Raw genomic sequence first — 20,379 nt, 5'->3', positions numbered from 1 at the left:
TGGCAGAAGCTCCCGGTACAGCCGGTCCATGCGGTCCATTTGCGCCTTGCGGTCGCCGCAAGAAATATTACCTGGGAAAGGTTGATGCGCTGATGTTCGGCAAAGATTTGAATGCCGGATAAATACCCGACAAAGCCCCTGCAAAACGCAGGATTATGTGTGAGAATTACGAAAATTAGCCCAGTTCGATTGCGCCTCCTGAGGCCGGTGAGTATGTATCGCTCACGAGTTTGACGGGCTCCGCCGAAGACTTCTGCAACGCTTCGGTCACGCGGGCCGGCTTGCCGCTTTGAAAAGGAAGATTCCATGAGCGATACGCTGAAGAACGATCCCCTCCTGCCGCTCGTGACGGAGATCGTGGTCGCATATCTCTCGCATAACACGGTGGCGATGAACGAGATTCCGCGCCTCATCGCCGAGACGCGCGCGGCCCTCGCGCAGGATGGGTCGGCAGCGTTCAACGCGGTGACCGGTGGCCGGGCCCAGCTCGCCGCAGACCGCGAGCCCGCCGTCCCGGTCAAGAAATCGGTGACGCCCGACTATCTCGTCTGCCTTGAGGACGGCATCAAACTGAAGATGCTGAAGCGCCATCTCCGCACCGCCTACGACATGACGCCGGAGCAATACCGCGAACGCTGGGGCCTGCCCGCGGACTATCCGATGGTGGCGCCCAACTATGCCAAGAAGCGCTCGTCGCTGGCGCGCGAGTTCGGCCTCGGCAAGGGCGGTCGCAAGCGGCCGGTTCGCCGTCGCGGCTGATTTCCCCGCTTCGTCTCGGCCTTAACCAAACCGTCATCCGAATTCCCTCCCTAACTTATTGCAATAAAACACTTTAAGGGACCGCGCGCATTCCTCTTGGCGCCAGGCGGTTAACCAAGGCACAATGGATTCGTGACAGCACCGCCAGGCCGGGCCCATCCGGCCCAGCAGCCAGTGCGACACAGGCTGGTTGAAGCGCGCCAGTCCTGTTAAAGGGATGCTACAGACGAAGACTGGGAATTCGCTGTTTTGACCAAGACCATAACGACAGGCGAGGCGGCCGTGCCATCGAGGCTGGAAAAGCTGTGTATCGAAAAAGGGCTGAAGATGACCGATCAGCGTCGGATCATCGCGCGGGTTCTCTCCGACGCCCAGGATCATCCGGATGTCGAGGCGCTGCATCGTCGCGCCGCCCAGATCGATCCCGGCATTTCGCTGGCGACCGTCTATCGCACCGTGCGCCTTTTTGAAGAGGCGAGCATCCTTGAGCGCCACGATTTCGGCGACGGCCGCGCGCGCTATGAAGAGGCCAAGGACGATCACCACGACCATCTGATCGACATCCATTCCGGCCGGGTGATCGAATTCACCAACGAGCAGATCGAAAAGCTGCAGAAGGGCGTCGCTGCCGAGCTTGGCTACAAGCTGGTCGGCCATCGCCTGGAACTCTATGCCGTGCCGCTCGAAAAGGATGGCGGCGCCGACATCGACATGCCGAACGGTCGGCCCAAGCGGGCGCAGCCCGTTGGCGGTGACGACAAATGATCGTCGCTGCGGCCCGGCGCGAGCGGCCGGTCGAAGTCATCGTCGGCGACCTCGAAGCAAGACTTGCCGAGACCGAGGCCGAGATCGTCGCCGCGCAGGAACTGCGCTACCGCGTCTTCTATGGCGAGATGGGTGCCAAGCCCAGTGCCGAGATGACGCGCATCGGCCGCGATTTCGATTCTTTCGATCCCTATTGCGATCATCTCATCGTCGTCGACCGCAGCCGCGGCGCCGGCGTCAAAGGCATCGTCGCCACCTACCGCCTGCTGCGGCGCGAGGCGGCGCGGCGCGCCGGCCGCTTCTATTCGATCGCCGAATACGACATTTCGCCCCTGGTCAATCGCCCGGGCGAGATCCTGGAATTGGGCCGCTCCTGCGTCGATCCCGCCTATCGCAACAAGATGGCGATGCAGCTTTTGTGGAAGGGCATCACCGACTACATCCTCTTCCACAAGGTCGAAATCATGTTTGGCTGCGCGAGTTTCCCCGGCACCGATCCGGAAGCGCACCGCATGGCGCTGTCCTATCTCCATCATCGCCATCTGGCGCCGCCGCAATTCCGGCCCAAGGCGCTGCCCGATCGCTATGTCGACATGAACATGATGCCGCTCAATGAGATCGATGAGAGGCGGGCGCTCGCCGCTCTGCCGCCGCTCATCAAGGGTTATCTCCGCCTTTCCGGCTATGTCGGCGACGGCGCCGTCATCGATCATGAATTCGGCTCGGTCGATGTTTCCATCGTCGTGGTGACGGCGGAAGTCACCGACAAATACATGAAGCATTACACGCGGCCGGATTACGGCAGCGATTCCTGATCATGGCGCGGTCGCGGCGGCAGGCGCCGGCCCGGCATTTCGATCTCGATGAAGGCTCCAGCCTGCTGGGGGCGCTGCGCCTTTCCTGCTATCTCGGCCTGACCTTGGCCTTGAGCCCGCTGCAGCTCGTCCTTCTCCTCCTGCGCCTGCCGGCCCGCAATTTGCTGCCGCGTTTCTATCATCGGCTCACCTGCCGCATCATCGGCCTCGATGTCGAGGTGCGCGGAAAGATGAGCCAGAGTGCGCCCACCCTCTTCGTCAGCAACCACACCTCCTATTTCGATATTCCGGTGCTGGGCAGCCTCATCGTCGGCAGCTTCGTCGCCAAGACCGAGGTCGGCTCCTGGCCGGTCTTCGGCTGGCTCTCGAAGATGCAGCGCACCGTCTATGTCGACCGGCGCCGCGGCACCACGCACCGCCAGCGCGACGATCTGCAATTGCGCCTCGATGCCGGCGACAATCTCATCCTCTTTCCCGAAGGCACCTCGAACGACGGCAATCGCGTGCTGCCCTTCCGCTCGGCGCTCCTCAGCGTCGCCGAACGCGAAGGGAAGCACGGGGCCCTCGCGGTGCAGCCGGTCTCGGTCAGCTATACGCGGCTCGGCTCCTTGCCGATGGGCCATCGCAACCGGCCCTATCTCGCCTGGTATGGCGACATGACGCTCGGCGATCATCTGTGGCAGTTCGCGCGCCTCGGCACGGCCCGCGTCGTGGTCGAATTCCACGACCCCGTCACCATCGCCGACTTCCGCTCAAGGAAGGAACTGACCCAGCATTGCTACACCCGCGTCGCCGGCGGCGTCGCCGACGCACTGCACGAGAAGGCGGATTGAGCGGCATCGACTAAGCCGACCCGGCTTACGCCGACACCCCCACCCCGCCGACGCATGTCGGCATTCGCCGACGGGACCCTCCCCCTGAAGGGAGAGGGAATTGCAGCGCGTTCGCACCGCTATCTCAATCTACTCGGTGAGATCCCCTCTCCCTTCAGGGGGAGGGTCAGGGTGGGGGTGGCGAGCGTCAGCGAGCGGCCGGCGGGAATCTGGTCGAGTTGGCCGAGATAGAGACGATCGTCATCCCCGGCCTTCTTCTCCCGCGCGCAGCATGACCGTCAGTTCCGGTCGCTCGACCCGCCTTCAATCGGCGCAAAGCGCCTTTGCCCATCATCCGTCATTCCGTCGAACATCGCCTTGGGGCGTGCGAAGGGTCGGCCGTCGGCTGTCAGATAGATGGTGAGCAATTCTTCCGTCTCGCTATGCGTGGCGTCGAAGAGTTTCTGATAGAGCCCGCCCTTGTAATGGCGGTGCGTCGCCTTGAAGTCGTTCACCACAGATCCTTGAAATCCCAGGCCGCGGCGGCCACGACGGGGCCGAATTCGGCTTCGTTGGCGATGATGGCGCAGGCATCGGGTTTGAGTGCGATCTCATCGGCGGCGAGCGCGATGATGCGGTCTTCCGCCGCGCCCGACCAGCTGCCCAGCTTGCGCAGCGAGCGGACGACATTGGTGGTGATCATCCGCTTGCCGCGATTCTCGCCCGCCTGGATGTCGCTCGCCGCTTCATATTTGTAGGTCACGAGCCACAGGCTCGCCGGCACCGACAAGGGCGCCTGCGGCAGATTGAGATGGATGTTGCCGGCGGGATCCTTGGCCAGCGCGATCGGGTACATCGGGTGACGCCGCTCGGCGACCTTCAGCGCCTTCTCGATGACCTTGCGGTCCGTGCCCAGCGCCTCGATGGCGCCGGCGATCACCAGCTGCGGCGTGTACATCATCGACTTGCCGCGCGCCGCCGCATAGGCGCGCTGGCGGTCGGCGAAGGCCGGGGCGGCAAAGCGGTCCTGCCAGCCGGTATAGTCCCAGTAATCGACATGGAAGGTGATGGGCAGCAGATTGTGCCGCGCCGAGAGCTGGCGCAGCAGATCGTTGGCGGCAAGACAGGTGCCGCAACCTTCCGAGGTGAAGAGCTCGACGACGACGGGTGTGGGCGGCGTTTCCAGGGCGAGCGGCGTCAGGATCGGCGCCGGCGGCGGCAACGGGGCCGGATCGAAGGCGCTCGGCGCATTTCCGCCCAGGCCACCCGACGGATCGGCCGGCGCCGGCAGGGGATTGTTGCCGCCCGAGCCGGCGAAGGGCTGAACCAGGCTGCCGTTGCCGAAGCCGCCATCATTACTCTGGGCATGCGCCAGGCCCACCGGACCTGCCGCCAGCAGGCCGAAGAGCAGCACCCCGATATGGAGGAATTTTGACCTCATCCGCCCAATCTAAGGGGCGCGGGTGCCCCCCGCCACTCACTTTCCCGTGCCGCTTCTATCTATCGGAAAAATCTAGAAGTCGCTGACGCGCCCGTTGCGTTCCCAATCGCCATAGCGGGTGGGCTCGGGGCCGGTCGGACCGCCGATTTCCTTGGGCAGGGCAGGCGCTTTGGGCGCCACCAGCGTCGATGCTGGGTCCGCAGCGCTCGCCGCCGTTTCCGGGATCTGAGCTTCTTCAACCGGCTGTTTTTCGTCATTCTTTGTCATGACCCCGGACGATAGGGTCCTGGCGGCGCCGGTCAAGCTCTTGATTCGGCCACCGCGCATAACAATCTTGCGGTCAGGGTTTTGTTCTTTCGCTGGGAGAGACAGGTCACATGGGTTACATGCGCACCGCCTTGCTTCTGGCCGCGATGACCGGCCTGTTCCTCGCGGTCGGTTATGTGATCGGCGGGCAGACGGGTGTCCTCTTCGCCTTCGGCCTTGCCTTGGTGATGAACCTCTTCACCTATTGGAACGCCGACAAGATCGTCCTGCGCATGTACCGGGCGCAGCCGGCCGACGGCCATCCGCTGGAAGGTATCGTCGCTAGCCTCGCGCAACGCGCGGGGCTCCCTATGCCCAAGGTCTATATCATCGACAACGACCAGCCGAATGCCTTTGCGACCGGCCGCAACCCTGAGAACGCTGCCGTCGCCGCGACGACAGGCCTCCTGCGCATGCTGAACCAGAACGAGGTTGCGGGCGTCATGGCGCATGAACTGGCGCATGTGAAGAATCGCGATTCGCTCACCATGACCATGACGGCGGTGCTGGCCGGCGCCATCGGCATGCTCGCCAATTCGCTGATGTTCATCGGCCTTGCCGGTGGCAACCGCGACGACCGCAACAATCCGCTGGGCGCCATCGGCTCGCTCCTCGTCATGCTGCTCGCCCCGCTTGCCGCCATGCTGGTGCAGATGGCGATCTCGCGCGGCCGCGAATATGAAGCCGACCGCGTCGGTGCCGAAATCTGCGGCGAACCGCGCGCCTTGGCGAGTGCGCTCAACAAGATCAGCCAGGGTGCCGAAGTCATCGACAACAACGAGGCTGAGGCCAATCCCGCGACGGCGCATCTCTTCATCGTCAACCCGCTGCATGGTCGCACGGGCGACAGCCTCTTCTCGACCCATCCCCATGTCGCCAACCGCATCGAGCGCCTGCTGGCGATGGAAACGCGCGGCCCCGCGACGAATATCAGCGCCGGCCCGCGCCAAAGCTCAACGCCGCGCCCGGCGACCCGCCGCTCCTCGATCCCGACCGTCGACCGGCAGAAGGGTCCCTGGGGCTAAGGCCCACCCCGCTGCGCGCACACCCACCCCGCCGACGCATGTCGGCCTTCGCCGACGGGACCCTCCCCCTGAAGGGAGAGGGAATCTCACCGAGTTTGCTGAAGCAGCGGTGCGAGATCAGCTGCAGTCCCCTCCCCCTGAAGGGAGAGGGTCAGGGTGGGGGTGTCGGCGCAAGCCGAGTGGGGCGCCCCTATCCCAGATAGACCCCGCCCTCCGCCACCACGCGTCCGCTCGCGATGACGGTGCGGTCGGCGCGGCGTTCGGCGATCGCCATGCCGACATTTTCAGCCTCGATGAGCACCAAATTGGCGGGCTTGCCGACTCCGATGCCGTAATCTTCAAGGCCCAGCGCCTTCGCCCCGCTTTGCGTCACGCAATCGAAGGCGTCGGCCAGTTCATGATCCTTCGCCCAGTCGAAGCGCAGCGCCAGGAACAGGGCGCGTTCCAGCATGTCGCCGGTGCCGAGAGGCGACCAGGCATCGCGGATCCCGTCCGACCCCATGCAGACATTGACCCCGGCCGCGCGCAAGGCGGCAACCGGCGGGGCCGGGCAATCGGCAGGCGCCGTGGTCATGATGCTGATGCCCGTTTCCGCGAGTTCAGCCGCGATCTTCATGAGGCGCGCCTCGCTCGCCTGGCCCAGGCAATAAGCGTGGCTGATCACCGTGCGCCCCTGGCGCTCAAAGCGGCGGGTGAATTCGGCGATGCGCTCGATCTGCCACAGGCCCAACTCGCCCTTGTCATGAAGATGGATGTCGACACCGCGGTCATAGGTTCCAGCGAGGCCGAAGACGGTTTCCAGATGTCGGATCGGGTCCAGGTCGATCCCGCAGGGGTCGAGCCCGCCCACATTCTCCACCCCCATCTCGAGGGCCGCTTCCATGATCTCCGCCGTGCCGGGGCGGATCAGCAGGCCGGTCTGCGGGAAGACGACGAAATCCATGCTGATGATGCCGCGGTATTTTTCGCGCAGGGCCAGCATCTCCGCCACATGGGTGGTGCCGAATTCCGGATCGACATCGACATGGCAGCGGAAATGCAGCGAGCCCTTGGCGATGCACTGCTCGATGAGCTTCCCGGCTCGATCGGCGATCGGCGTTTTGACGTCGCGCAGGATGCGGCGCTCGTTGGCGATATAGTCGCGCAAAGTCGGGCCGGCGCTGTTCGTGGGCCAGCCGGTTCCCCACAGCGTCTTGTCGAAATGGCCATGCGCCTCGACCAAAGCGGGGAGGGCGAGGCGCCCCTTCCCCTCGATCACCGGCTCTCCCGGCAGGTCAGGGCCGATGGCGGCGATCCTGCCGTCGCGGATGGCGATATCGACCGTCTCGCCGTTCGTCAGCCTAACGCTGCGCAGCAACATGGACCCGCTCATCCTCCCGCCCCCTTCTCCTTGTTCTGCTTTGTTTCTAATCGACGACAAGGGATCTCGCCAGGGCCCTGACTTCTGCTATCCTGCGATTCACGCACACACCTTGCACACACCCATGAGCGACAGCTCAATCTTCCTTGCCCAAGGTGCCGTCCGCCTCTTCCGGCGCACCGACCGGCCCAGCCGATACTGGCAGGCAGCCTTCCGCCGCCCCGGAAAGCCCCGCCCTTTGGTCAAGAGCACCGGCCAAGTCGACCTCGATTCTGCGAAGGTTTGGGCGCTGGGGTATCTTGATCGGCTGCTTCCGAAAGAGGGCGATCCGGCGCTGCTGCGGCCTGAAGGATTCGCGCGCATCCGCCAGGAAAAACGCCATGTGGAGCGGGAGCTCGCCTTGCGGATTCTCACCGCCTACCGGGCCGATCCGCTCCTGTCGCAGCGGCGCCTCGCTACGCGGCTCGATGTCTCTCTTGCGGTCATTAACGCTTATACAGCAAGGGCTTACGCGGAAGGGGCGCTGGCGAAACTCGACCGGCCGGCAGGGCGCGGCAGCGGGTTTCAATATGTGCTGACCCCGGCCGGCGAGGCGCAATTGGGGGAGCTCACCCGCGCCTATGCCCAGGAGCAGCTGCGGCTTTACCGATACTTACGGGACTGTTTCGAGGGCTTCCTCACACAATATTATGGTGCCGAAATCGTCCTTTTCGGGGGGTCCGAAGCCGCCGAAATCGCCCGTTTCGTGCTCGACCGGCACGGCATTACGCCGGCCGAGGTGATCGCCGAGGAGGGACCCGAGGCGATGGCCCGCCACGCGGTGAAACGGCACCGGCGGCACGGCGTGCTGTGGCTCGCGACCCTCGGCGATCAGGCGGCCCTGCGCCAGGCGGCGGCGATCCATTTGCCCGGCATGCCGGTCCTCGCCCCGCTGCTCCCCGCCCCGGATGTTTGAATTAAAAACATTGAGCCGCCGCCGCGCCCGCCCGTAACGTCGATGCTTCCGCAATCACATAATCGACTTGGGGGAATGGGGCATGGCGATGGATCTCAACACGATGCAATCCCTGGCGCGGCGCGGCCGCATGGGTCGGCGCGACTTCATCCAGCTGGCGCTCGCAGCCGGCGTCACGGTGACGGCGGCCGAGAGCCTGTTCGCCAAGGCAGCGCGCGCGGAACCCAAGAAGGGCGGCAAGTTCCGCGCCGGCATCGGCCACGGCCAGACCTCGGACAGCCTCGACCCCGCGACCTGGGCCAATGCCTTCTCGGCGGATGTCGGGTTCGTCGTCGGCTCGTGCCTGACCGGCATCGACCAGAAGAACAATGCGGTCCCCGATCTCGCCGAGAGTTTCGAGGCGGCAGACGGGGCCAAGACCTGGGTCTACAAGCTGAAGAAGGGCATCGAGTTCCATAACGGCAAGAGCCTCACCGCCGCCGACGTGGTCGCGACCTACAATTACCATCGCGGCGAGAATTCGAAATCGGCCGCGAAATCGGCCCTCGCCGACATCGCCGACGTGAAGGCCGACGGCAAGGATACGGTGGTCTTCACCCTGAAGTCGGGCAGCGCCGACTTCCCCTACATCACCACCGATTACCATCTGCCGATCTTCGCCGATGACGGGCAAGGCGGCATCGATTGGAAATCGGGCGTCGGCACCGGCCCCTTCGTGATGGCGAGCTATCAGCCCGGCGTCAAATTCACCGGCAAGCGCAACCCGAACTTCCACAAGGACGGCCCCTATTTCGACGAGGTCGAGATGCTGTCGATCGTCGACGTGGCGGCGCGGCAGAACGCGCTTCTGACCGGCGATGTCGATTATATCGACCGGTGCGATCTCAAAACGCTGAACCTGCTGGAGCGCAACCCCAACATCAAGATCACCGACGTCACCGGCTTCTCGCATTACGTGGCGCCGATGGATGTGCGCGCGAAACCGTTCGACAATGTAGATGTGCGCCTGGCGCTGAAATATTCGATCAACCGCGAGGAGATCGTGAAGAAGGTGCTGCTGGGCCACGGGCAGCCCGGCAACGACAATCCGCTCGCCCCCTCGATCAAATTCGCGACCCAGCCGGAGCCGGTCTATTCGTACGACCCGGAAAAGGCCAAGTTCCATCTGAAGAAAGCGGGCCTCTCGACCCTCAAGGTCGATCTCTCCGCCGCCGACGCGGCCTTTTCCGGCGCCGTCGATGCCGCCGTGCTGATGAAGGAATCGGCCGCCAAATGCGGCATCGACATCAACGTGATCCGCGAGGCGAATGACGGTTACTGGGACAGCGTGTGGATGAAGAAGCCCTGGTGCTTCTCCTATTGGAGCGGCCGCCCCACGGCGGATTGGATGTTCACCACCGCCTATGCGGCGGAAGCGGCGTGGAACGATACGTTCTGGAAGAACGACCGCTTCAACGAGCTGCTGCTCAAGGCCCGCGCCGAGATCGACGATGCCAAGCGCGCGCCGATGTATGCCGAGATGCAGCAGATCCTGCACGATGACGGCGGCATCGTCGTTCTCATGTTCAACAACTTCACCTCGGCCCATGCCGACAAGGTGGCTCACGGCGAGCTCAACACCAATTACGACCATGATGGCGGCTATATCTACGAACGCTGGTGGTTCGCGTAAGGAGTACGCTGGTTCGACATACAGATCGTCATCCAGAGAGCATCGTCATCCCCGGGCTTGACCCGGGGATCAAGTGCGACTGGGCTCGACCTTTCAGTTGCAGGCTGATCCCCGGGTCAAGCCCGGGGATGACGATCGGTGTCGCCGGACAGAATCATCACGCACACACCACCACCCGCATCGCGGGTGTGCCCACTTGCCAAATTGTCGCGGGTCGGTTAGATTGTTGCTCTCAACTCAACGCTGGGAGGCTTGCATGACATACATGCTCCAAGACGCCATTCCCGGCCTGCCGTCGATGCGGTCCTTCCACTAGGTCCGACATAAGACGGGCAGGCCGACAGACGGCCTGCATCTTTTTCTTCTCCCATTTTCGTTCGACATAGCCGGAACGGGATCGTTTCGGGGCCTCGCATCGGGTCTTTCGCCGCCTTTGCCGCGTGAGTTCCGTCTTTCCGCCCCTTCTCCCTTTCCGGACAATCATCAGAGGCGGTGGGATTTGTGCCCACCGACAAAGACATGACCGATATCGCCCTGTCGCCCGCCGCGACAACGACCGTTGAAACGCCCAGGAAGCGCAGCGCCTTTGCCGCCGTCGCCGGCTTCACCGCCGGATACTGGCGGAAAGAATGGCCGCGCCTGCTGTGGACGGCCACCGCCATGATGGCCGCGACCTTGATGGATATCTCGATCCCCGTCTTCGCCGGCCATCTGGTGGATGCGGTGAGCGAGCCCAGGAGTGACGCATCACTCGAGGCCGCATTGACGGCGCTAACTTCCATCGTGGCACTGGGCCTCGTCGCGGTGATCTTCCGCTTCCTTGGCTTCTACGGGATCGTGCGCCTGTCCTTGCGCATCATGTCGCGCATGGTCGCGGACAGTTTCTGGCGCGTGCAGCGTTTCGCCACGGACTGGCATGCCAACAGCTTTGCCGGATCGACCGTGCGCAAGATCACGCGCGGCATGTGGGCGATGGATTCGCTCGATGACACGGTGCTGCTGGCCCTGTTCCCGGCCTTCGTCGTGCTGGTGGGATCGAGTGCGATCCTGGCCTGGCACTGGCCGCTGATGGGCCTCGCGGTGCTGGCGGGGTCGGCCTTCTACGTCTTCATGGTGGTGGTGCTGTCCCTCAAATATGTGGGACCGGCGGCGTCGCTCTCCAACCAGTGGGACACCAAGATGGGCGGCGCCCTTGCCGATTCCATCACCTGCAACGCCGTGGTGAAGAGCTTCGGCGCCGAGGCGCGGGAGGATGCGCTCCTTGGCAAGGTCATCGCCAAATGGCAGCGGCGCAGCCGCCGGTCCTGGATGCGCATGACCTATAACGGCACGCTGCAGGCGGCGATGCTGCTGCTCTTCCGGGTCAGCATCATCGGCATGGCGCTCATGCTGTGGTGGCAGGGGGCGGCAACCCCCGGCGAAGTGGTCTATGTGCTGACCGCCTATCTGGTCATCCACGGCTATCTGTTCGATATCGGCTTCTACATCCGCGACCTGCAGCGTTCGGTCAACGATATGGAGGAGCTGGTGGCGATCAACGCCACACCCTTCGGCGTCAAGGACGGCTATTTCGCCAAGCCCATCGAGATCACGAAGGGCGAGATCGTGTTCGACCGCGTCACCTTCCACTATGCGGGGCACGAGACGCCGCTCTATCGCGACTTCTCGGTGACGATCCGTGCGGGCGAGAAGGTGGGGCTCGTGGGGCTCTCCGGGTCCGGCAAGACGACTTTCGTCAAGCTGATCCAGCGGCTTTACGATATCCAGTCGGGCGAGATCCGCATCGACGGGCAGAATGTGGCCTTGGCCCAGCAGGCGACCTTGCGCGCGCAGATCGCCCTGGTGCAACAGGAGCCGATCCTGTTCCACCGGTCCTTGGCCGAGAACATCGCCTATGCCAAGCCCGGCGCCACGATGGCCGAGATCGAGCAGGCGGCGCGGCTGGCGAACGCGCATGAGTTCATCGCGCGTCTGCCTAAGGGTTATCAGACCCTGGTCGGCGAGCGTGGGGTGAAGCTCTCGGGTGGCGAGCGGCAGCGTGTGGCGCTGGCGCGGGCGTTCCTGGCGGATGCACCGATCCTGATCCTGGATGAGGCGACGTCGAGCCTCGATTCGGAATCTGAGCATCTCATCCAGGAGGCGACGGCGCGGCTCATCGAAGGTCGCACCGCCATCGTCATCGCCCATCGCCTCTCGACGGTCAGGGCGCTGGAACGCATCCTCATCTTCGACCGCGGCCGCGTGGTCGAGGAAGGCAGCCACGGCACGCTGCTCGGCAAAGAAGACGGCATCTACCGCCGCCTCTTCGACCGCCAGGTGCTGGGGCTGATCGATGAGGAAGCGGCGTAACGGATTGGGGGGAAGAAGTTGGGCTATCGCCCACCCCCCTCCCCATCCCTCCCCCTCAAGGGGGGAGGGGGTTACACGCAGCGAGAGTCATAGAGCCCCCATCGGCCCGGCCCCGCACAATACAACTCCTCCCCTCCCCCCTTGAGGGGGAGGGTCAGGGAGGGGGGTACCGCCGCGAAGACTGTCACCCATATTGCCCACCACCTCTCCGACTAAAGCCCCCCATGCTGACCTTTCTCATGACCCGCACCCCCGTTATGATGGCTGAAAATGCAACGGGAGAATCCGTGATGAACAAGCCGGTGAAGAATGAGATGCCGCACCCGCGGGGCGTCGAGGCGACGGAGCCTTTGCTGCCGCGGGAAAGCTGGCCGCAGATCTTCAAGGACAATATCATCTGGGATGCGCATGCCTGCCTGCCGCTTCTCCCCAATTACGATTGCCGGGCGCTGGAGCGGCACCGGGCGGCGGGGGCGACTTTCGTTTCCGTGAATGTGGGGATGGATTTCAACCCGCTGTCGCAATGCATCCGCGTCATCGCCGGTTTCCGCGACTGGATCGCGAAGCACCCGGAGCATTACATCATGGTCGATAGCCTCGACGATGTGCGCCGCGCCAAGCGCGAGGGGAAGCTCGCGGTGGCCTTCGACCTCGAAGGGTCGGCGATGCTGGAGGACGATCTCGCCATGCTGGGCGTCTATCGCGACCTCGGCGTGCGGCAGATGCACCTGGCTTATAACCGCGACAACAATATCGCCGGCGGCTGCTTCGGGAAGAATCAGGGCCTGACCGATTTGGGCCGCGCGGTGGTGAAGGAATGCAACCGGGTTGGCATCGTCATGGATTGCTCGCACTCGGCGCGGGCGACCAGCCTCGACGTGATGGAGGTTTCATCGAAACCCGTCGTCTTCTCCCATTCCAACGCCAAGGCGCTGTGCGATCACCCGCGCAACATCGACGACACCCAGATCAAACGCGCCGCCGCGACCGGCGGCATGGTCTGCGTCACCGGCATCGGCCCGTTTCTGGGCAAGGATATCGACACCGACACGATCATCCGCCACATCGATTACATGGTGGAAAAGATCGGCGTCGCCCATGTCGGCATCGGCATCGACTATTCCTTCGACCAGGACCATAGCGACCTCCCCGACGGCGAAGACCCGGCTTTGTGGTGGCCCAAGGTGCAGGGCGTCGATTTCGACTTCTCCAGCGTGCGCTTCGTCTCGCCGGAGCGTTTGCCCGATATCGCAGCGGGCCTGCTGCGCCACGGCTACAAGGACGCGGATGTCGCCGCCATTATGGGCGGGAATTTCATGCGCGTGGCGGAGGCATGCTGGAGGTAGTTGACCTACCTCGATAATTAGAAGAAGCTTCCCCCATTAATCTCCGATTATTTGTAGTCATGCGGTTGCGGACTATTCGGTGGGCGTGGGGGAATATCATGGAATGCGAATACACCGGCCCTAATGTCCCCTTACGACAGGGTGACATAATTGCCGCTCACCCGTCGACCGGTGCATGGGCAAATCCCTGGACAAGATTTGGCATTGTCCTCAGTGCGGATTGCGATCTCGCGAACGGAAAGACCGGACCGAATCTACTTTATCTGCCTGCTGTGGGACATGCGTTTTTTCTTGGCACGGTCTGGCGCAATGAACAGTCGAAAGAGCTCGAGAGAAAAGCAAAGCCAGCAGTAGAAAAAATGCTCAATGAGTATGGAGCCGCTGACAAGTATCGAGCCTTAACATATTGGGCCGAGCAAGGTGGTACTGCTAGACAGATTGAAGAACTAGAGCGCCTAAAGAAGGCCACTGATATCAAGATTTCTGCGAAAGAGATTGTTGATCTGTGGGATGCAGATCAAGCCATCCAAAAACTATCTGCCATTGGCTACGGCTCAACCGCAATAGACGAACGCAAGGCGCTCGACGAGCTTTTCGCCCTCAAGCAAAAGCTTGAGAGAACGCGGTACGATGAAGATAGACGAAGATCAACTTTAGAGCAGGCGCTCGACTCACTGAGGCATAGAACTGACACTTGGTTAATTAGGGAGCTGCAAGGCCTTGATCCGGAGATGCACTCGGGATCGGAATATGGATTGGTGGTTCCGCTGCGTATGATTTCGGCACTGCCAGCTGGCGCGATCGTTCTCGACAGGGCCGAGTGGTATAGCGACCCAACAAAGTACCTTAGAATTTGTCGCCTACGGGGAATTTATAAAACCGACCTTCTACAAAAATTCTCAAATTTGTTTGTTCGAATTGGTCTAGACGACCACAGGGATGAAGAACATCAGCGCGTTTTTAAAAGACTCGCAACCTTCCTCACGAGAGGGGATGCAATATGATTCGAGCCATCGTCTTTGATTACGATGCCGTAAACATCTTGAGCTCATATCAACTTGAAGACGCTTGGATAGAGGAGCTTGGAGAAATTCGCGGCGCATCCCGCGTCCAAGTTAATGAGGTGCTGTACTTTATTGGCCCGAAATCCAAACCCTCAAATCGCCTGTTAGTTATACGGTGTATAGACGGTGCGCTACTGCCAGAGCTTCCACAGCAAGCGCGCCTCGAGTGCTTTCAACGTATTCTCCGAGCTACACTTAGCGAGTTCCTTCCGAGCTTAGTAAAGTTGCCTGTTTCATGGAGACCATTTCATAGCGGAAGTCTGCTTTCATTTCAGACAAATAGGATCACTGCCAATGTCGCCGCAAGAGTCTACGTTGACGTAGCACCCGAGGGAACGAACTGCGTCTACGCATATCATATATCCAGCAACCGAGCAGACCCTCTTACGCGGGCCAACTATGATGCTGATCTTTTTTCGGAGGCGGTACTAGGTTTTTCCGACGTTTTTGACGGTGGGCCTGCAGATACTGGAGCCACAGGCTATGGAGCTGGCCACGTCACAATTGCTTTGGATGAGCAATTTGGTGATGTGAACGTAATGCAAGGGATTCCATTTTCGACTTGGCGCGATAGCAAATTAACAAGAAGTCAGCGCAATTTCTTTGATGCTAATTTCATTGGCCCACTACGTGTCCGTGGGCCGGCAGGATCGGGGAAGACCCTGGTCTTGTCTATGAGGTTCTTAAAGGAAATATATACTGCAGCTGACGCGCAGAGACCATTTCGCGGCTGCTTTCTGACTCATGGAGAGGAAACCTCTAATCATATACTTAGGGGCCTGCTTTTGCTTGACGAGCGAGGAGTCATACTTGATCGGGAGAAGTATCCGGATATTTACGTAGAGGTCTCAACTCTTCATGGCCTCGCCGATAACTATATAAATCGAGATTCTGAGAATGTTGCGCCACTTTCCCTTGATGGAAGTGAAGGCCGGAAGCTGCAATTCGAAATCATACTGTCGTTGGTCAATGATTTTGTTTCAGGTCCTTGGTTGCATATGTTTCGCGACGGGTGCCGAGAAGATTTCATTAAGGGGATCGAGGCACCTCCTGGCGAAGCTCGCCACAGGGCATTCTGCTGCGACCTATCGGACGAATTTGCAAATGTTCTAGAGACACTCGGCGTTCGGGCAATCGACGAGATCACTAAGAAATACTTGCTCTTACGGCCAGCTGAACGCTCGCTTGCTCGGAACGGCGCCGAGAAGCGCGTGGTGCTTGAACTTTATCGAGATTTTCGTAGAGCACTTACAGAGCTTGGTGTTGTTAGCCTCGATCAGTTTACTGCCGATTTTCTCGCCTATCTCAATTCTTTCCGATGGGAGGCGCTGAGAAAGGAGAAGGGATTCGACATCATTTTTGCCGACGAACTTCACCTATTTAATGCGCAAGAGCGCCGGGTGTTAGGCTTTCTACTGAGGACGAATGAGACGCCGAAGAAAGTGGCCGTCGCTTATGACCCACGACAGTCGCCGAGAAACAGTTTCTTTCCACATGCCACAACTGAGCGAGATTCGGTTTGGACGGAAGCCGGACTTCAATCGCCTAGTCCAACCTTTGAGCTACGAGACGTATTCAGGTATACTCCAGAGATTCTGGCATTCCTGAGTCGACTCAATCAGCATTTTCCGGGGAGCGATCTCGCGGAAGACTGGTCATTGACTTTTGGAACATCGCAAATTGCTAGTGGCGATACTCCATCGGCGTTCGGATATAGTTCACAGAAAGATATGATCGATAATGTTTTGAAGGTGTCGAAGAACTTGCTGAAAGGGGCGGTGAAAGGAGAACACATTGCGGTTCTGTGCTTGGACCATGATCGATTCCAGACGTACCGTGAAGCGGGCGTATTTCAGAGCAATTTCGTGGTGGTCAGTGGCAGAGACGAAATCGGCGCAATTGAGCGCTTTCGACAACGTGCGGTGCTAAGTATGCCTGAGTACGTTGCGGGTCTTCAGTTCAAAAGTGTTTTGCTTGTCGATGCCAATGCGAACTTAGTGGCAGAGTTAGGTGGTGGCGTTAATGGCCTACATACGTTCATTTCCTCGGTCTACCTTGGTGCAAGCAGAGCGCAGCAGCATCTGGAAATACACTCAGATCTGACCGAGGGCGGATTTGCAGAACCTATCCGTGATGCAATTACAGCTGGTCTGATTAAACTGAAACAACCTCGATGACCGCAATGCCCCCAATCCGCATCAAAGACTCCCGCGTTCTTTCCGACGACTACTATCTTCTCAAAAAAACCACCTTCGAGATCCAGCGGCGCGATGGGTCTTGGGTGACGACGACGCGGGAGACGTATGATCGGGGGAATGGGTGCTGCATTCTGCTTTATGACCCGGCGCAGGGGACCGTATTGCTGACGCGGCAGTTTCGCTTTCCGGCCTATGTGAATGGGCACGCGGAGCCGCTCATCGAAGTGTGCGCGGGGCTCTTGGATGCGCATGATCCGGAGACGGCGATCGTCAAGGAGGCGGCGGAGGAATGCGGTGTCACCGTCACCAACCCGAAGCGCGTGTTCGAATGCTTCATGAGCCCGGGGTCGGTCACGGAGCGCGTGACCTTTTTCATCGCCGAATATTCGCCGCTGACCCGCACGGGCACGGGCGGCGGCCTCATCGAGGAGGGCGAGGATATCGAGGTGATCGAGCTGACCCTCGAAGACGCGCTGGCGATGGTGGGCGACGGGCGCATCTGCGACGCCAAGACCATCATGCTGCTGCAATATGCGGCGCTCCATAAAGTGATGGGGTAAGGGCCCCTCTTCACTTGTCATCCTCCGCGAAGGCGGAGGATCCACGAATTGCTTTCTTCATGTCGCCAACAAATTCGTGGATGGTCCGCCTGCGCGGACCATGACAATGGAGAAAGCTCCCTTGCGCCCGCGCCCCTAAACCCTGAGGCCCTGCATCAGCTGGGCGACGTGGCGGCGCAAGGTGGCCTTGGCTTCCGCATCGAGGATGCCGCTTTCGGCATTGTCGGCACCGGCGCGGAGGCCGGCGAGCCAGCGCATGAAGTACCAGAGGTTGAGGGCCCCCAGCATTTCAGCGGCCGCGTCGATGTCGGCCTCGGCGCCGATCTTGCCCCGCGCTTTCAAGACGGTGAGGAGCTTGCGGAACTGGTCGACGCGCATCAGCTCGTCGGAGACGAAGGCGGTCGAGAGGCTCGACTGGTCGGTAAAGGAGGCGCCGAAGAGGGCCGACCAGACGGCGCGGTCGAGATAGCCGATCTCGGTCTCGAAATCGGTTTCCATCATGCGGCAGATGGCATCGACCGGGTCCGCGGGCGGGTTGTCGATGACGAGGCTGGTTGCCGCCTGCACCAGGTCGCGGTCGGCCTGGTAGATGGCAAGGCCGATCTCGGCCTTTGACTTGAAATAGTTGTAGACCGTGCCGACCGAGAGTTCGGCGGCGGCGGCGATGTCCTCCATCGAGGCGGCGTTGAAGCCCTGGGCTTGGAACAGCTTGGCCGCCGCGACCATAATCGCTTGTTTTCGCTTCTCTTTTTGTCGCTCGCGCAAGCCGCCTTCGGCCATCGTCTTTTCCTAGATTGACTGTAATTTTGAAGTCACTATAATATTTTTCCGACTTCAATAATAGCGTTCCGTGACCGCATTCTAGGGAGAAGTGAGATGACCGGCCACCTTGCCATAGCCAGCCTCGACCAGGTCGACCCCAAGGACATCTGGCAGAAGGACAAGGACCATTTCGTCCATCCCTGGACCCATTTCGACAGTTTCAAAAAGGACGGCTCGCTGGTGATGGGCCGCGCCGAGGGGGCCTATGTCTATGACCTCTCAGGCAAGCGCTACCTCGATGGGATCGGCGGCCTGTGGTGCGTCAATATCGGCTATGGGCGGCGCGAGATCGTGGATGCGATTTCGCAGCAGGCGCTCCGCATGGCCTTCTACAACCCGTTCGTCGACACGACCAACGTGCCGGCGGCGGAGCTGGCGGCGAAGCTGGCATCGCTCGCACCCGGCGATCTCAACAAGGTCTTCTTCACCTGCGGCGGGTCGACCGCCAACGACACCGCCGTGCGCATCGCGCATTATTATCACGCGCGCCGGGGCAAGAAGTCGAAGAAGCAGATCCTCAGCCGCATCGACGCCTATCACGGCAGCACTTACCTCACCGGGTCGATCACCGGCCGCCCCGCCGACCGCTCGCCCTATCTCCATTTCGTCGATGATCTGGTGCATCACGTCTCCTCGCCCAATTTCTACCGGGCGCATGAAGTGCTCCCGGGTGGCGTCGGCAAGGGGATGACCGAAGCGCAGTTCTGCGACTATCTCATCAACGAGCTTGAGGCCAAGATCCTGGAAGTGGGGCCTGACAATATCGCCGTCTTCTTTGCGGAACCCGTGATGGGGGCGGGCGGCGTCATCGTGCCGCCGAAGGGCTATCACAAGCGCTCGCTGGAGGTTTGCCATAAGTACGACATTCTCTATGTGTCGGACGAAGTGGTGACGGCGTTCGGGCGCCTCGGGCATTTCTTCGCGTCCGAGGATGTGTTCGGCATCGTCCCCGACATGATCGTGACGGCGAAGGGCCTTACCTCCGGCTATCAGCCGCTCGGCGCCGTCATCTTCTCCGACCGCGTCTATGAGGCGATGTCGGCGGAAGATCCCGACGGCTGGTTCACCAACGGCTATACCTATTCGGGCCATCCGGTCGCCTGCGCGGCTGCCTTGGCGAATATCGCGCTGATGGAGCGCGAGGATTTGAACGGCCATGTGCAGAAGATGGGGCCGTATCTCGAGCAACAGCTGGAGACGTTGCTGGAGCTTCCCATCGTCGGCAATGTGCGCGGGCACAAGTTCATGATGTGCGTCGAGAATGTGATGGACAAGGCGACGCGCGAACATTTCCCCGACGCCGTCAATATCGGGAAGCGCATCTCGGACCATTGCGAGAAGCTCGGCCTCATCGTGCGGCCGCTCGGTGCCTTGAACGTGATCTCGCCGCCCCTCACCCTCAACAAGGAGGAAGTGGACGAGCTCGTTTCGCTGCTGCGCCAGGGGATCGAGGCGACGATGGCGGATCTGAAGGCCGAGGGCCACTACAAGGGATAAAGCGAAAAGCCCCCGGATTTCTCCGGGGGCCTTTTTCTAGCGGCGGTCGATGGCCGGAAGGCGCTCCTGCCAACTTGGCGGCAGCAGGCCGACGACGATGCGGCGCGCCACATGCCAGAAGGCCGAGAGCAGCAGCAGAGCCGAGCCGATGACGAGGCCGGTGAGCGCCACATTGATGCCGATGGCGCCGAAGGATTCGAACAAGGCGCTGATCGCGTAGAGCACATAGGCGAGTGCCGAGACCAGCATGGCGCGGCGATCGACCGCCAGCGACACCAACGCCATCGCGATATAGAGCGCCACGACGATGCCGGCACGCCCCGTGCTGGCCTCGCCGTCGAAAATGCCGAGCCCGTAGAAGATCGGGTGCACGATGGCGGGTGCCGCCGCGAGATGCAGCCAGAAGGCGACATCCGAGCGGCGGGTGCGGCGCGCGCGGTCCGACATGTCCCAATGCATCGCAAAGGCGAAGAGGCCGAGCCCGCCCACAAGCAGGAACCAGCGGATATGGACCATCAGTTCCGGCACGGCGACCAGCACCAGCGACAGCCCCGTGCCGACGATGGCGAGGGCTCCCGCCGCGATCGTGATCGGCACATGGAAGCGGCGCCAATGCAGATAGGCGCTGCCGGC

General features: G+C 61.4%; 18 protein-coding genes and 1 pseudogene. 13 read left to right on the top strand and 6 right to left on the bottom strand.

The genetic code is table 11. The features are described from left to right. Window positions 1-306: 306 nt before the first annotated feature. The 4 genes from ACE3PP_RS12810 (at window position 307) to ACE3PP_RS12795 (ending at window position 3,172) form a co-directional block, all read left to right on the top strand. Entirely contained in the window at window positions 307-759 is a 453-nt protein-coding gene (locus tag ACE3PP_RS12810) for a MucR family transcriptional regulator (RefSeq protein WP_374382856.1), read from the top strand. A 282-nt stretch (window positions 760-1,041) separates the two neighbouring features. Continuing rightward, a complete protein-coding gene (locus ACE3PP_RS12805) occupies window positions 1,042-1,524 on the top strand; it encodes a Fur family transcriptional regulator (RefSeq protein WP_374382858.1) in 483 nt (160 codons plus the stop codon). Then, window positions 1,521-2,339 (top strand): GNAT family N-acetyltransferase, encoded by an 819-nt coding sequence (locus ACE3PP_RS12800; RefSeq protein ID WP_374382854.1) that lies wholly within the window; start codon window positions 1,521-1,523, stop codon window positions 2,337-2,339. Before ACE3PP_RS12805 ends, ACE3PP_RS12800 begins: the two co-directional genes overlap by 4 nt. A 2-nt stretch (window positions 2,340-2,341) precedes the next feature. Further along, window positions 2,342-3,172 (top strand): lysophospholipid acyltransferase family protein, encoded by an 831-nt coding sequence (locus tag ACE3PP_RS12795; protein WP_374382853.1) that lies wholly within the window; start codon window positions 2,342-2,344, stop codon window positions 3,170-3,172. 278 nt (window positions 3,173-3,450) lie between these two features. Here the strand turns inward: ACE3PP_RS12795 and ACE3PP_RS12790 are convergent, their stop codons facing one another. The 3 genes from ACE3PP_RS12790 to ACE3PP_RS12780 form a co-directional block, all read right to left on the bottom strand. Next, complete coding sequence (locus ACE3PP_RS12790) at window positions 3,451-3,666, bottom strand: DUF1653 domain-containing protein (RefSeq protein WP_374382851.1); 216 nt, start codon at window positions 3,664-3,666, stop codon at window positions 3,451-3,453. Beyond that, entirely contained in the window at window positions 3,663-4,592 is a 930-nt protein-coding gene (locus tag ACE3PP_RS12785) for a DUF1223 domain-containing protein (protein WP_374382849.1), read from the bottom strand. Before ACE3PP_RS12785 ends, ACE3PP_RS12790 begins: the two co-directional genes overlap by 4 nt. Before the next feature lie 72 nt (window positions 4,593-4,664). Next, complete coding sequence (locus ACE3PP_RS12780) at window positions 4,665-4,859, bottom strand: succinate dehydrogenase assembly factor 4 (protein ID WP_374382847.1); 195 nt, start codon at window positions 4,857-4,859, stop codon at window positions 4,665-4,667. A gap of 110 nt (window positions 4,860-4,969) precedes the next feature. Here ACE3PP_RS12780 and htpX point away from each other — a divergent pair, with 110 nt between their 5' ends. Further along, window positions 4,970-5,923 carry a zinc metalloprotease HtpX gene (gene htpX / locus ACE3PP_RS12775; RefSeq protein WP_374382845.1) on the top strand — a complete coding sequence of 318 codons (954 nt, stop codon included), beginning with the start codon at window positions 4,970-4,972 and terminating at the stop codon, window positions 5,921-5,923. 190 nt (window positions 5,924-6,113) lie between these two features. On the opposite strand, the gene ACE3PP_RS12770 is transcribed toward htpX, so the two are convergent. Beyond that, a complete protein-coding gene (locus tag ACE3PP_RS12770; RefSeq protein ID WP_374382843.1) occupies window positions 6,114-7,295 on the bottom strand; it encodes an amidohydrolase family protein in 1,182 nt (393 codons plus the stop codon). Window positions 7,296-7,407: 112 nt separating this feature from the next. On the opposite strand from ACE3PP_RS12770, the gene ACE3PP_RS12765 reads away from it, so the two are divergent. The 7 genes from ACE3PP_RS12765 to ACE3PP_RS12735 all read left to right on the top strand — a co-directional run bounded on the left by ACE3PP_RS12765 (window position 7,408) and on the right by ACE3PP_RS12735 (window position 17,427). Further along, window positions 7,408-8,238 carry a winged helix-turn-helix domain-containing protein gene (locus tag ACE3PP_RS12765; protein ID WP_374382841.1) on the top strand — a complete coding sequence of 277 codons (831 nt, stop codon included), beginning with the start codon at window positions 7,408-7,410 and terminating at the stop codon, window positions 8,236-8,238. 82 nt (window positions 8,239-8,320) lie between these two features. Further along, window positions 8,321-9,910: an ABC transporter substrate-binding protein gene (locus tag ACE3PP_RS12760; protein WP_374382839.1), complete on the top strand. Its 1,590-nt coding sequence runs from the start codon at window positions 8,321-8,323 to the stop codon at window positions 9,908-9,910. Window positions 9,911-10,429: 519 nt separating this feature from the next. Then, the gene (locus ACE3PP_RS12755) at window positions 10,430-12,259 is read left to right on the top strand and encodes an ABC transporter ATP-binding protein (RefSeq protein ID WP_374382837.1); all 1,830 of its coding nucleotides are present in this window, start codon (window positions 10,430-10,432) and stop codon (window positions 12,257-12,259) included. 290 nt (window positions 12,260-12,549) lie between these two features. After that, complete coding sequence (locus ACE3PP_RS12750; protein ID WP_374382835.1) at window positions 12,550-13,605, top strand: dipeptidase; 1,056 nt, start codon at window positions 12,550-12,552, stop codon at window positions 13,603-13,605. Window positions 13,606-13,703: 98 nt separating this feature from the next. Beyond that, the gene (locus tag ACE3PP_RS12745; RefSeq protein ID WP_374382833.1) at window positions 13,704-14,609 is read left to right on the top strand and encodes a hypothetical protein; all 906 of its coding nucleotides are present in this window, start codon (window positions 13,704-13,706) and stop codon (window positions 14,607-14,609) included. Next, window positions 14,606-16,846, top strand: coding sequence for a hypothetical protein (locus ACE3PP_RS12740; RefSeq protein ID WP_374382831.1), 2,241 nt, complete (start codon window positions 14,606-14,608; stop codon window positions 16,844-16,846). Before ACE3PP_RS12745 ends, ACE3PP_RS12740 begins: the two co-directional genes overlap by 4 nt. Beyond that, window positions 16,843-17,427, top strand: a complete 585-nt coding sequence (locus tag ACE3PP_RS12735; protein WP_374382830.1) for an NUDIX domain-containing protein — start codon at window positions 16,843-16,845, stop codon at window positions 17,425-17,427. Before ACE3PP_RS12740 ends, ACE3PP_RS12735 begins: the two co-directional genes overlap by 4 nt. 135 nt (window positions 17,428-17,562) lie before the next feature. Here the strand turns inward: ACE3PP_RS12735 and ACE3PP_RS12730 are convergent, their stop codons facing one another. Next, window positions 17,563-18,207 (bottom strand): TetR/AcrR family transcriptional regulator, encoded by a 645-nt coding sequence (locus ACE3PP_RS12730; protein ID WP_374382828.1) that lies wholly within the window; start codon window positions 18,205-18,207, stop codon window positions 17,563-17,565. 96 nt (window positions 18,208-18,303) lie between these two features. On the opposite strand from ACE3PP_RS12730, the gene ACE3PP_RS12725 reads away from it, so the two are divergent. Next, a complete protein-coding gene (locus ACE3PP_RS12725) occupies window positions 18,304-19,746 on the top strand; it encodes an aminotransferase (protein WP_374382827.1) in 1,443 nt (480 codons plus the stop codon). 36 nt (window positions 19,747-19,782) lie between these two features. Here ACE3PP_RS12725 and ACE3PP_RS12720 read toward each other — a convergent pair. Next, window positions 19,783-20,379, bottom strand: a pseudogene (locus ACE3PP_RS12720) (hypothetical protein); the annotation flags it as partial.

It is taken from the genome of Dongia sp. (assembly GCF_041910485.1).
Taxonomy (GTDB): domain Bacteria; phylum Pseudomonadota; class Alphaproteobacteria; order Dongiales; family Dongiaceae; genus Dongia.
Note: the sequence above shows the minus strand (reverse complement) of the source record. Positions and strands in the feature narration are given on the sequence as shown.

Coding starts and splice junctions, on each gene's coding strand:
- ACE3PP_RS12760 (WP_374382839.1), top strand. CDS start 8,321: ATGGCGATGGATCTCAACACGATGCAATCCCTGGCGCGGCGCGGCCGC.
- ACE3PP_RS12725 (WP_374382827.1), top strand. CDS start 18,304: ATGACCGGCCACCTTGCCATAGCCAGCCTCGACCAGGTCGACCCCAAG.
- ACE3PP_RS12750 (WP_374382835.1), top strand. CDS start 12,550: ATGAACAAGCCGGTGAAGAATGAGATGCCGCACCCGCGGGGCGTCGAG.
- ACE3PP_RS12740 (WP_374382831.1), top strand. CDS start 14,606: ATGATTCGAGCCATCGTCTTTGATTACGATGCCGTAAACATCTTGAGC.
- ACE3PP_RS12810 (WP_374382856.1), top strand. CDS start 307: ATGAGCGATACGCTGAAGAACGATCCCCTCCTGCCGCTCGTGACGGAG.
- ACE3PP_RS12730 (WP_374382828.1), bottom strand. CDS start 18,207: ATGGCCGAAGGCGGCTTGCGCGAGCGACAAAAAGAGAAGCGAAAACAA.
- ACE3PP_RS12755 (WP_374382837.1), top strand. CDS start 10,430: ATGACCGATATCGCCCTGTCGCCCGCCGCGACAACGACCGTTGAAACG.
- htpX (WP_374382845.1), top strand. CDS start 4,970: ATGGGTTACATGCGCACCGCCTTGCTTCTGGCCGCGATGACCGGCCTG.
- ACE3PP_RS12765 (WP_374382841.1), top strand. CDS start 7,408: ATGAGCGACAGCTCAATCTTCCTTGCCCAAGGTGCCGTCCGCCTCTTC.
- ACE3PP_RS12735 (WP_374382830.1), top strand. CDS start 16,843: ATGACCGCAATGCCCCCAATCCGCATCAAAGACTCCCGCGTTCTTTCC.
- ACE3PP_RS12795 (WP_374382853.1), top strand. CDS start 2,342: ATGGCGCGGTCGCGGCGGCAGGCGCCGGCCCGGCATTTCGATCTCGAT.
- ACE3PP_RS12770 (WP_374382843.1), bottom strand. CDS start 7,295: ATGAGCGGGTCCATGTTGCTGCGCAGCGTTAGGCTGACGAACGGCGAG.
- ACE3PP_RS12745 (WP_374382833.1), top strand. CDS start 13,704: ATGGAATGCGAATACACCGGCCCTAATGTCCCCTTACGACAGGGTGAC.
- ACE3PP_RS12785 (WP_374382849.1), bottom strand. CDS start 4,592: ATGAGGTCAAAATTCCTCCATATCGGGGTGCTGCTCTTCGGCCTGCTG.
- ACE3PP_RS12800 (WP_374382854.1), top strand. CDS start 1,521: ATGATCGTCGCTGCGGCCCGGCGCGAGCGGCCGGTCGAAGTCATCGTC.
- ACE3PP_RS12780 (WP_374382847.1), bottom strand. CDS start 4,859: ATGACAAAGAATGACGAAAAACAGCCGGTTGAAGAAGCTCAGATCCCG.